General features: G+C 63.3%; 11 protein-coding genes. 3 read left to right on the forward strand and 8 right to left on the reverse strand.

All coding sequences use genetic code 11. The features are described from left to right. The 8 genes from coaBC to ubiE form a co-directional block, all read right to left on the reverse strand. Positions 1-1209, reverse strand: coding sequence for a bifunctional phosphopantothenoylcysteine decarboxylase/phosphopantothenate--cysteine ligase CoaBC (gene coaBC / locus RB548_RS20560; protein ID WP_331375031.1), 1209 nt, complete (start codon positions 1207-1209; stop codon positions 1-3). A gap of 87 nt (positions 1210-1296) precedes the next feature. Continuing rightward, positions 1297-1767 (reverse strand): nucleoside deaminase, encoded by a 471-nt coding sequence (locus tag RB548_RS20565; protein ID WP_331373029.1) that lies wholly within the window; start codon positions 1765-1767, stop codon positions 1297-1299. Positions 1768-1781: 14 nt separating this feature from the next. Further along, positions 1782-2375, reverse strand: a complete 594-nt coding sequence (locus RB548_RS20570) for an ankyrin repeat domain-containing protein (RefSeq protein WP_331373030.1) — start codon at positions 2373-2375, stop codon at positions 1782-1784. Positions 2376-2488: 113 nt separating this feature from the next. Further along, on the reverse strand, positions 2489-3268 hold the full coding sequence (locus RB548_RS20575) for an SDR family oxidoreductase (RefSeq protein ID WP_331373031.1): 780 nt from the start codon (positions 3266-3268) through the stop codon (positions 2489-2491). Positions 3269-3452: 184 nt separating this feature from the next. Next, positions 3453-3710: a hypothetical protein gene (locus RB548_RS20580; protein ID WP_331373032.1), complete on the reverse strand. Its 258-nt coding sequence runs from the start codon at positions 3708-3710 to the stop codon at positions 3453-3455. A 349-nt stretch (positions 3711-4059) separates the two neighbouring features. Next, a complete protein-coding gene (locus RB548_RS20585; RefSeq protein WP_331373033.1) occupies positions 4060-4563 on the reverse strand; it encodes a GNAT family N-acetyltransferase in 504 nt (167 codons plus the stop codon). A gap of 361 nt (positions 4564-4924) precedes the next feature. Continuing rightward, complete coding sequence (gene ubiB / locus RB548_RS20590) at positions 4925-6499, reverse strand: 2-polyprenylphenol 6-hydroxylase (RefSeq protein ID WP_331373034.1); 1575 nt, start codon at positions 6497-6499, stop codon at positions 4925-4927. A 5-nt stretch (positions 6500-6504) separates the two neighbouring features. Beyond that, on the reverse strand, positions 6505-7281 hold the full coding sequence (gene ubiE / locus RB548_RS20595; RefSeq protein WP_331373035.1) for a bifunctional demethylmenaquinone methyltransferase/2-methoxy-6-polyprenyl-1,4-benzoquinol methylase UbiE: 777 nt from the start codon (positions 7279-7281) through the stop codon (positions 6505-6507). 222 nt (positions 7282-7503) lie between these two features. Between ubiE and mutM the strand changes: the two genes are divergently transcribed. The 3 genes from mutM to rpsT all read left to right on the forward strand — a co-directional run bounded on the left by mutM (position 7504) and on the right by rpsT (position 9666). Continuing rightward, positions 7504-8394: a bifunctional DNA-formamidopyrimidine glycosylase/DNA-(apurinic or apyrimidinic site) lyase gene (gene mutM / locus RB548_RS20600; protein WP_331373036.1), complete on the forward strand. Its 891-nt coding sequence runs from the start codon at positions 7504-7506 to the stop codon at positions 8392-8394. 39 nt (positions 8395-8433) lie between these two features. Further along, entirely contained in the window at positions 8434-9207 is a 774-nt protein-coding gene (locus RB548_RS20605; RefSeq protein WP_331373037.1) for an enoyl-CoA hydratase, read from the forward strand. 192 nt (positions 9208-9399) lie between these two features. Further along, positions 9400-9666 carry a 30S ribosomal protein S20 gene (rpsT, locus tag RB548_RS20610; RefSeq protein WP_136506717.1) on the forward strand — a complete coding sequence of 89 codons (267 nt, stop codon included), beginning with the start codon at positions 9400-9402 and terminating at the stop codon, positions 9664-9666. Positions 9667-10609 lie beyond the last annotated feature (943 nt).

The raw sequence follows: 10609 nt of genomic DNA on the forward strand, positions 1-10609 counted from the left end.
CTACTGTGAAAACGCGTCGGCAATGCACGCCGCGAGCTTCGCGGCCACGTCTTCCTTGTCCATGTCCGGCCAGTCTTCGACGCCGTTGCGGCCGATCAGTTTCACCCGGTTGCGATCGCCGCCCATGATACCGGTCGCGGGCGAGACGTCGTTCGCGAGAATGTAATCGGCGCCCTTCCGTTCCAGTTTGGCGCGGCCGTTCTCGGCGACGTTTTCCGTTTCGGCGGCAAAGCCGATCACGAGTTTCGGGCGCGACGGATGGTGCCCGACCGTTTTCAGAATATCGGGGTTCTCCGCAAGCTGGAGCGGAGGAGGGGCTTCACCCGGTTTTTTCTTGATCTTGTTGCCGGCGGCGGAGGCGACGCGCCAGTCGGCTACCGCCGCGACCATGACGGCAACATCCGCCGGAAGCGCCGCGAGCACCGCATCGCGCATTTCCTCGGCGCGTTCGACATGGACAACACGAACGCCTGCGGGATCGGGAATTGTCACCGGACCGGAAACAAGCGTGACCTCCGCCCCAAGTTTCGCGAGCGCCGCGGCGATCGCGTGGCCTTGCTTGCCGGAGGAGCGGTTGGCGATATAGCGCACCGGGTCGATGGGCTCGTGCGTCGGCCCGGAAGTGACGATCGCCTTTCGCCCCGCCAAGGGTTTTTGTCCGGCGTTCGAGAGCTCCTCGACGGCGGCGACGATCTCGAGCGGCTCGGCCATCCGGCCTTCGCCGGCTTCACCGCTTTCGGCCATCTCGCCTGCCGCAGGCCCGACGAAACGAACGCCGTCCCCGGCTAGCGTTTTGCGGTTGCGGCGCGTCGCCGGATGCGCCCACATTTTCGGGTTCATCGCCGGGGCGAGCAACACGGGCCGGTCGGTCGCAAGCAGGATGGTCGAGGCGAGGTCGTCGGCATGGCCATTCGCCATCTTGGCCATCAGGTCGGCGGTCGCCGGCGCCACGACGACGAGATCGCATTCGCGCGCCAGCCGGATATGGCCGACATCCTGCTCGTCCTCGCGCGAGAAGAGGTCGGTGAAGACATGGGAGGCGGAAAGGGCGCCGACGGCAAGCGGCGTCACGAACTCCTGCGCAGCCGCCGTCATCACCGGCCGGACCTCGGCGCCGCGCTCGCGCAGGCGGCGGATGAGGTCGAGGCTCTTATAGGCGGCGATGCCGCCCGAAATGATGAGAAGTATGCGCTTGCCGGAAAGTGTCATTCCGCTTCGGCTCTTGGCCGCTCCTGGTTCTATCATGGCGACCCTACCCGACGGACCTGCCGTACGCAATTGGAGCCGCTGCAGCGGCTAACTTGTCTGTTGCAGCTTCTGCCATTCGGCGTAAAGCGGCACCACATCCTGCGCTTCAAGTGGCACATGGCGAAACCGCATGGCCTGTTCCGTGATCGGCTTGGCCAGTTCCGCGTAGATCGCCGCGGTCGACAGTCCGTAAGGCTCCGCTTGCGTATTCGAGTGGGCGTAGGCGATCTCGTTGATGCCGGCCATGCGCATTGCGGCAAGGCACATCGGGCATGGCTGACCGCTGGCGTAGACGGCGCAGCCCTCGAGCCGCAGCGACCGAAGAGCCTTTGCCGCGTCACGCAGCGCATTGAGCTCGGCATGCGAGGTCGGGTCGCCCGTCTTAGCCATCTCGTTGACGCCCGTCGCAATCACCACGCCGTCCTTGACCACGACGGCGCCGAAGGGGCGACCGCCGTTTTCCATATTGCTGCGCGCGAGCGACACGGCCTCGCGCAGAAAGCGTTGTTCCTCTTGCATGATTTTCTCCGGGTTCAATGGGCGCCGGCGGCGATGAGAAGACGTTCGATCTCGCCGAAGCGACGCCTTTGCGCATGGGCGAGAGGTGTGACGCCTTCGCCGTCGGCAAGATTGACGTCAGCGCCGGCATCGATCAGCAGCCTGACGATCTCGGTATGCTTGTCACCGCCACCACCGAGGATGATCGCTTCAAGGAGCGCCGTCCAGCCAAGGCGATTGACATGGTCGACGGCGACGCCGGCCTCGATCAGCGTCCTGACCGTTTCGACATGGCCGCGCTCGGCCGCGGGAATAAGGGCGGTGCCGCCGTAGCGGTTGGTGCTCTTGAGATCGGCCCCATGCGCGAGCGTTATCTTCAGGATTTCGAGATGGCCGCGCGCGCCGGCATAGAGGTAGGGGCTGTCACCTATGTGGTCCTTGGCATTGACGTCGGCGCCGGCCTCGACGAGGACCCGTGCGGCCTCGACGTTGTTTGCATGCGTGGCGACGAGCAGCGCCGTGGCGCCCGTCTCGTCCCGCGCATCGGCCGTGGCGCCCCGCTGAATCAGGGCGCTGATTTCGGCGGCGTTGCCCAGCCGCGCGGCGGCGATCAGTTCTTTCTCCAGCATGGCGGCTCCGGCGGCTCCCACACTCAACAGAAACATGATGGCGGCGAGGAATCGGCACCGCAATGCCTGTCCGGGCCTCATTCTCTCGAGCGACATGATGGCACGCCAGCGATTCAAAGCATCGACCGGCTGAGACCGCCGTCCACCGGCAGCGCGATACCGGTGACATAGGCCGCCTGGCGGCTCACAAGGAAAGCGGCAGCCGCGCCGAATTCCGCGGGCGTGCCGTAGCGACCGATCGGAATTTCGGACTGGCTGCGCGCGGCGACGGTTTCGACGCTGACGCCCTCGCTTTCCGCATCCATACGGTCGAAGGAGAGCGTGCGATCGGTCGCCAGCCGCCCCGGCAGCAGCATGTTGACCGTGACGCCGTCAGCCGCGACCTCGCCCGCGAGCGTCTTCATCCAGCCCGCAAGCGCGCTGCGCAAGGTATTGGAGGCGCTAAGGCCCGGTATCGGCTCGCGGATGCTGGTCGAGGCAACCGCGATGATGCGGCCGAAGCGGCGCTCGCGCATGGCCGGCAGCAGGCGGTGCGTGATACGCATGCCTGCCAGGACCATCGCCTCGAATTGTGTCCGCCAGAAATCGGGATCGATGTCGGCCGCACGCGTCGGCGGCGGTCCGCCTCCATTCAGCACCAGAATGTCGATCAAGCCGAATTCGGCGGTCAGTCGATCCAGAAAAGCGTCGATCGTTTCGGGTTTCGTAAGGTCGAGTGAAAATCCGGCGGCGATGGAACCGATCTCGGCGGCGACCTTGCCGGCTGCCTGCGCGGTCCGGCCGGTCAGAGCGACCGCAACACCTTCGGCAGCAAGCGCCTCAGCGATGCCGCGTCCGAGTCCCTTGCTCCCGCCAAGTACAAGCGCCCGTTTGCCTTCGATCCCGAGATCCATGATGCAGTCCTCTTATCCATTGATCGCTACTCGTGCTGTTGGAGCGCGCCTCGGCGATGTCGTCAATGGGCAGGGGAAATTGGCAGGGTGATTGTTGCGTCGGGCTGGCGGGCGATTCCACCATTAAATTCGAGAAGAAGAGCCCGGGCGCGAGCGACCGGGCTTGATACCCGCGTGCGCTGGCTTAGCGGCAGATACGGACGCGCCTGGTGTAGAAGTTGCCGAAACGATCGTAGCGCTTCACCTTCCTGACGAAGCAATAGGGTTCGTAATAGTTGTAGTAGGGGCCGTCGTAGTAGCTGCCGGTAAGGCCAACGCGGCCGCTCCAGCCGTGATGATAGCGCCCGTGGCCGAAGCCGATCGAGAGCCCACCCGCTTCGGAAGGGGCGGCAAGGGAAATGCCGGCGATGGTGACTGCGGCTGCGATGATGATCTTGCGCATGGTGTCTTCTCCTCCGGGATGAACCTTCGTCACTCGTGCGGAAACGATCGCATCGCGACTGCATCGTCGCAGTTTCGAATGGAACATGCGCCCAAAGGGCGGAGGAAGCCCCATGCGGTCGCATCCGACCGCAGCAACTTTGCTGGCTGTTACTGCATCTCTCCTTAATCGACCTCGATTTAAGGAGACATGCAGTAATTCAAAGCACTACAGCGCCCTTCGCGCGTCCGATAAGACGCGCGGCGCTGTAGTGCATGTCGCCCGAAAGTGTGCAGCGGTTTCGGGCAACGACATGCAGGAAAACTGAGACCTAAGCGCGTCGCATGGCTCGAATTGAATGCGGCGCGCTTTAGGTGCGAAGCCGCGCCATGGCCAGCACGTCGGCAAGCGCGCCGTCCCGCAGCGCGTAGGATTTCAGCACACCTTCGGTGACAAAGCCCGCCTGGCGGTAGAGACCGATAGCCGCTTCGTTGTCGGTAAAGACCGTCAACTCGATGCGCGAAACGCCGAGCCAGCGGTCGGCCGCACCGATCAGTGCGTCGAGCAGCGCCCTGCCGATGCCGCGCCGCCGGTAATCGTCATGGACGCTCATGCCGAGATCCGCCGCATGCTGCCGTCGTCCCTTGTGACGATGCAGTCCGGCCAGCCCGACGATCCGCCCTTCGAGTTCGGCGACGATGACCATGTCGGTTTCGGTGAGGTTTTCGAGCCATTTCCGCGTCTGTTCCGGCGGTGCGAATGGCAGCCGCAGCGTGCCGGCGCGAACGCCGGGCAAGTCTCTAAAGGCGGCGAGCGCCTCCCAGTCCGTGGCGGACGCGGCGCGGATATGGAGTTCGGGTGAAGCGGCGGTCATCGTTTCCTCTCTCGTTCGGGAACCGAGGAAACAGAGCCGAACCCTGCTCGCCTCGGCAGGGTTGCTGGAAGACGGTCCGCTTAGCGCAACGGGTCCCCCGCACACCCTGAGGTCTGCGTGGTTACCACCATCACGAGCGAAAACCGGCTGTCCATGTGAGGATGCTATTCCAGGATGCGGAAATTCGGAAGAGGCTTTTTGGGTGGATGCGTTTCCATTCGCCCGTCATCCGCTTGCCGGCACCAGCGCCCCGCAGGCGAGGCGAAGGGCGATGCCGCGCCGCCGAACTCCCTCTCCCGCTGGCGGGGAGAGGGTTAGGGTGAGGGGTATTTGACCTGAGCTGCCATGAGTACGGGACCGCTCAAGCAAGCTGCCAGGCGATGTAGACGAGCGTCGCGGCGATGATCCAAAGCGCAACGCGGCCCGAACGCGTATGGCGCGCCTCGGCCTTTCCGATCGCCTGCGCGGTCTCCGGATCGAAGCGCAGGCCGTTTTCGCTCATCGCCATGATTTCCGCGGAGAAGCGCTCGGTCCGGGCGGCGATTTCCGGGACCGCCTCGGCAACCCTCAGCGCCGCATGCAGACCATCGCGGAGATCCGTCACGATGCGCTTCGGCCCGAGATTGTCGCGGATCCATTTGCCGACGACCGGCTCCGACGCCTTCCACATGTTGAAACGCGGGTTGAGCGTACGGGCGACGCCTTCGACGACGACCATGGTCTTCTGCAGCATGACGAGCTCCGGCCGTGTCTGCATGTCGAAAAGCTCTGTGACCTCGAACAAGAGTGTCAGCAGTTTCGCCATCGAGATGGTCTCGGCCGGCTGACCATGGATCGGCTCGCCGATTGCCCTGATCGCCTGGGCGAAGCTCGCGGCATCATGATGCGAGGGGACGTAGCCCGCTTCGAAATGGACGTCGGCGACGCGCTGGTAGTCGCGGGTGATGAAGCCGAAGAGAATTTCGGCGAGGAAGCGGCGTTCCTTCCTCCCGAGCCGCCCGACGATGCCCATGTCGACGGCGACGATGTGGCCGGCGTCATCGACGAACAGATTGCCCTGGTGCATGTCGGCATGGAAGAAACCGTCACGCAGCGTATGGCGCAGGAAGGACTGGATAAGCGTTTCGGCCAGCCTGTTGAGATCGTGACCGGCCCGCTTCAGTCCTTCGATGTCCGACATCTTCACGCCGTCGATCCATTCCATGGTGACGACGTCGCGGCCGGTTCGCTCCCAGTCCACCTTGGGCACGCGAAAACCGGAATCTTCCTTGGTGTTCTCGCCGAGTTCGGAAAGTGCGGCGGCCTCGAGCCTCAGGTCCATTTCGACCTTGGTCGTCTGCTCGAGCGTCTTTGTCACCTCGACCGGCCTCAGCCGCCGCGTATAGGGAAGAAACCGCTCCTGCATGCGCGAAACCAGGTACATCGCCTCGATGTCGGCGGCAAAACGCTGGCGCACGCCCGGGCGGATGACTTTGACGGCCACCCTTTCGCGCTTGCCGTCGCGCAGAACCACGGCCGGGTGGACCTGTGCGATCGAGGCGGCCGCCATCGGCTCGGAGAATTCGGCAAAAAGCGCGTCGACCGGTCGGCCGAGCGAGCCTTCGATCGCGGCCCTCGCGTCGCTCTCGGGGAACGTCGCCATCCGGTCCTGCAAGAGCGAGAGATCGGCAGCGAGCTCGGCTCCGACGACATCCGGGCGCGTCGCCAGGAACTGGCCGATTTTGACATAGGAAGGCCCAAGCCGTTCGACGGCGCGGGCAAGCCGGCCGCTGCGCGCCTCGAGCCGGGCTCTGCGGCGGGCAAGCAAGCCGGCGAGCCTCTGCACGAAACGCGCAAGCGGAGGAAGGTGCTCCGACGGGACGGCAGAAAAGGCGTCCTCGCGCGCGAGGACCCAGCCGATCCGCACGAGGCGGAAATATGCTCCTGGCGTGCTCATAGTGGTTAGATTTTCCAGCCGGAATGAAGTGCCGCGATACCGCCGGTGTAATTGGTGAAGCTGACGCGTGAAAAGCCGGCGTCCTTGATCATCGCAGCGAAATCCCGCTGGCTCGGGAACTTCCGGATCGATTCGACCAGATACTGATAGGGCGCATCGTCACCCGTGATCAGCTTGCCGAACCTCGGAATCGCATTGAACGACCAGGCGTCGTAGAAACGATCAAGCAGCGGCATCTCGACCTCGGAAAATTCGAGCACGAGCAGCCGCCCGCCGCGCTTCAACGCGCGATGGGCCTCCTTGAGCGCCACGTCGATGCGCGGCACGTTGCGGATCCCGAAGGCGATCGTGTAGGCATCGAAGGAATTCGAGGCGAAAGGCAGGTCCTCGGCATTGGCCTCGACGAAGTCGAGATTGGCCGAAAGCTTCTTCTTGCTTGCCCGTTCGGCGCCGACGGCGAGCATCGATCCGTTGATATCGAGCACTGTGGCATGTGCTTTGCGATCGGAGGCTTCGACGATGCGAAATGCGATGTCGCCGGTGCCCCCGGCCACGTCGAGCACCCTGTAACCCTCCCGCCGCGGCGGGTTGAGCGCGGCGATCATCGCATCCTTCCAGACACGGTGAAGCCCGGCCGACATCACGTCGTTCATGATGTCGTAGCGCTTGGCAACCTTGTGGAAGACATCGTTGACGAGCGGCTGTTTTTCGCCGGCGCCGACCTCGCGGAAACCGAAGGAGGTTTCCATGCCGCCATTGGCCGATACGCGCTCATCCGTCATGCGAAAACTCCACTTCAACCAATTTTGCCGGCACCATAGCGAAATCGCCCCGTCCGCGCTATCTCAGCGGTGAGGATGGGGCTGCGGCCTACAGGCCGTGCGTCTTTCAGACGCACAAGGGTCGCTGTAGCGCGTTAAATCGCTGCATCCCTATAGGACATCAATGCCGTGAAGGGAATGCCGCGCACGACCGCTGCGCGAGCACAAGAAGGAAGACGAACAATGCCGGAATTGCCCGAGGTCGAGACGGTGAGGCGGGGGCTGGCGCCGACCATGGAGGGGGCGCTTCTCGTGCGGGCCGAGTTGCGCAGACCGGACCTGCGCTTTCCCTTTCCCGACAATTTTTCAGCTTCCGTGTCCGGGCGTCGCATCGTTTCCCTCTCGCGCCGCGCCAAATATCTGATGATCGATCTCGAAGGCGGCGATGTGATCATCGCGCATCTCGGCATGTCCGGTTCTTTCCGGATCGAGGCTGGCGACGATCCCGCCGCACCGGGCAAGTTCCATCATCCGCGCGGCAAGGACGAGAAGCACGACCACGTCATCTTTCATCTCAACGGCCGATCCGGTCCCGCGCGCGTGATCTACAACGACCCGCGCCGCTTCGGCTTCATGGACCTCGCCCGGCGCGACGGGATCGCCGATCATATCTTTTTCCGCGACCTCGGCCAGGAGCCGACGGGCAATGCCCTCGATGCGGCCTATCTCGCCCGGCGCTTTGCCGGCAAGGCGCAGCCGGTCAAGGCAGCGCTTCTGGATCAGAGGATCGTTGCCGGCCTTGGCAATATCTATGTTTGCGAAGCGCTGTGGCGGTCGGAGCTGTCGCCCTCCCGTCCGGCGGGCTCGCTGGTGGACAAGCGCGGGCACGCGAAGCAAGGTCTGGTGGCGTTGACGCAGGCGATCCGCGAAGTGATCGCGGACGCCATCGCCGCGGGTGGCTCGTCCTTGAAGGACCACATCCAGGCGGACGGTTCGCTCGGCTATTTCCAGCATTCCTTTTCGGTCTACGATCGTGAAGGCGAGACTTGCCGCAAGCCGGGCTGCGGCGGTACCGTCGCCCGCATCGTTCATGCCGGGCGTTCGACCTTCTACTGCCCGCGCTGCCAGAAATAGGGCGCTCGACCGGGCGCATCCGAATGGAGGAGATCAAGAATGAGTTACGAAACGTTGCTGGTCGAAACACGTGGACGCGTGGGCCTGATCACGCTCAACCGCCCGCAGGCGCTGAACGCGCTGAATTCGACCGTGATGCGGGAGCTCGATGCGGCGTTTACGGCATACGACGCCGACAAGGAAATCGGCGCGATCGTGCTGACCGGTTCGGAGCGTGCGTTCGCGGCCGGCGCCGACATCAAGGAGATGCAGGCGCTGGATTTCGTCGATTCCTATCTTGGCGATTTTCTCGGCGGCTGGGAGCGCGTGGCCGGCGCCCGCAAGCCGGTGATCGCCGCCGTTTCCGGCTTTGCGCTCGGCGGCGGCTGCGAGCTCGCGATGATGTGCGACATCATCATCGCGTCGGAGACGGCGAAGTTCGGCCAACCGGAGATTACCCTCGGCGTCATTCCGGGCATGGGCGGTTCACAGCGTCTCACCCGCGCCGTCGGCAAGGCGAAAGCCATGGATCTGGTGCTGACCGGCCGGATGATGGATGCGGCGGAAGCCGAGCGGTCGGGACTCGTTTCGCGTGTGGTGGCGCCTGAAAAACTGATGGAAGAAGCGCTCGCGGCCGCCGAAAAGATCGCCGCCTTCTCGCTGCCGGCGGTGGTGATGGCCAAGGAGGCGGTAAACCGCTCGCTGGAGGTTACCCTGGCCGAAGGTCTGCGCTTCGAGCGGCGGCTTTTCCAGTCGCTCTTTGCGACCGAGGATCAGAAGGAGGGGATGGCCGCCTTCGTCGGAAAGCGCAAAGCCGAATTCCGGCACAAGTGACGCGCAAAGCGCGCAGTTTTCTCAAATTTGCGCGTTGACGAGAGGGCGGTTTCCAGCTATACGCCGCCCTCAGCTTGGAACGCCGCATTCTGAGGCTTTCCGATAATGCTCCCGAATTGCTTTGGATGACAGGTCGCAGTGACCCGGCACGGCGAAGGCGGAGTTCATGTCAGTTTTCGAAGAGAGGCATCAATGGCCAATACAACTTCGGCGAAAAAGGCGACCCGCAAGATCGCACGCCGCACCGCAGTGAACAAGGCCCGTCGTTCGCGCGTCCGCAACTTCATCCGCAAGGTCGAAGAAGCCATCGCTTCCGGCGATCAGGCAGTCGCCGCCGCTGCCCTCAAGGCAGCGCAGCCGGAACTGATGCGCGCCGCGACCAAGGGTGTGCTGCATGCCAACACGGCGTCGCGCAAGGTTTCCCGTCTGGCACAGCGCGTGAAGGCCCTTTCGGCCTAATCCGGCTAATTAAAAAATTTGTTGATGAAAGGCCCGGCCCTTGCGCCGGGCTTTTCGGATTCATACTTCTGTCACGGCGGTCAACAAATAGCCGGCTTCGACGTGTGTCACTGCGATGACAAATTTTATCAAGTAATTTCAATTGGTTACGCGAGGTCTCTGCGCGAGTGTCATCGAGGGTCGGGGACAAGCGGGGTCCGAAGCGAGTCAAGCGAATTTTTATTTTTTTTCTTTTTCGCCAGCTAAGCAAGCGCGCGGAAATCAAAACCCTTGATTCAAAAGCGATTCTTGATGGACTCAGAATGCGGCAAGCAAAAGGCGCCGAGAGAGTCAACCGGCGGCGTTTAACGGTCGGTAAAATTCGCGATTGATCTTGAGGATCGATCCTGCCTAAATGCCTCGCAACAGGGGACACGGATCATATCTGTAAAGGGAAGAACAGGGCCATTTCGCTGAAGTGGCTTCGAGCTTTCTGTTCCCTGTGGCGGGGTCATTCCACGTCGTTCAATCAAACAAGTCGAGATAGAGAAACCGGACCGATGCTTCGTTCCGGAACGAGGATCTTTCGTCCTGTGGTTGAGCGAGTGAGTGGGTGGCTGGGCAATGGGAGGATGCCGGGAGGCGTTCCGGGAAAGAAGGAGGACGGTGGGCTGTCCGCTTCGTACGAGGGTGCGGTGCAGCCGGTGAAGAGGAATGCGACTTAACGCGGCTTGAAAGCGGCCGGGTGGAGTCGGTAAAGGCGAGGCGCGAGGGGACATTCGCTCACGAAAGCGAGCGGATGAGCGCAGCGCGCACCGGAACGGGATATGAGGAGCCCGGCTTCGGTGCGACAGGAGCGTCCGTCGGACGCGGCATGGCTTTGAAGGCGGCCGTGGCAGACGGGCATAAGAGATGAGGCCGGCAGCAATGACGGCATCGGAGCATGAATTTGGAAGGCGGCAAC

The organism is Sinorhizobium chiapasense (assembly GCF_036488675.1).
In the GTDB taxonomy this organism is placed as follows: Bacteria; Pseudomonadota; Alphaproteobacteria; order Rhizobiales; family Rhizobiaceae; genus Sinorhizobium; species Sinorhizobium chiapasense.

Coding starts and splice junctions, on each gene's coding strand:
- coaBC (WP_331375031.1), bottom strand. CDS start 1,209: ATGACACTTTCCGGCAAGCGCATACTTCTCATCATTTCGGGCGGCATC.
- RB548_RS20565 (WP_331373029.1), bottom strand. CDS start 1,767: ATGCAAGAGGAACAACGCTTTCTGCGCGAGGCCGTGTCGCTCGCGCGC.
- RB548_RS20570 (WP_331373030.1), bottom strand. CDS start 2,375: ATGCTGGAGAAAGAACTGATCGCCGCCGCGCGGCTGGGCAACGCCGCC.
- RB548_RS20575 (WP_331373031.1), bottom strand. CDS start 3,268: ATGGATCTCGGGATCGAAGGCAAACGGGCGCTTGTACTTGGCGGGAGC.
- RB548_RS20580 (WP_331373032.1), bottom strand. CDS start 3,710: ATGCGCAAGATCATCATCGCAGCCGCAGTCACCATCGCCGGCATTTCC.
- RB548_RS20585 (WP_331373033.1), bottom strand. CDS start 4,563: ATGACCGCCGCTTCACCCGAACTCCATATCCGCGCCGCGTCCGCCACG.
- ubiB (WP_331373034.1), bottom strand. CDS start 6,499: ATGAGCACGCCAGGAGCATATTTCCGCCTCGTGCGGATCGGCTGGGTC.
- ubiE (WP_331373035.1), bottom strand. CDS start 7,281: ATGACGGATGAGCGCGTATCGGCCAATGGCGGCATGGAAACCTCCTTC.
- mutM (WP_331373036.1), top strand. CDS start 7,504: ATGCCGGAATTGCCCGAGGTCGAGACGGTGAGGCGGGGGCTGGCGCCG.
- RB548_RS20605 (WP_331373037.1), top strand. CDS start 8,434: ATGAGTTACGAAACGTTGCTGGTCGAAACACGTGGACGCGTGGGCCTG.
- rpsT (WP_136506717.1), top strand. CDS start 9,400: ATGGCCAATACAACTTCGGCGAAAAAGGCGACCCGCAAGATCGCACGC.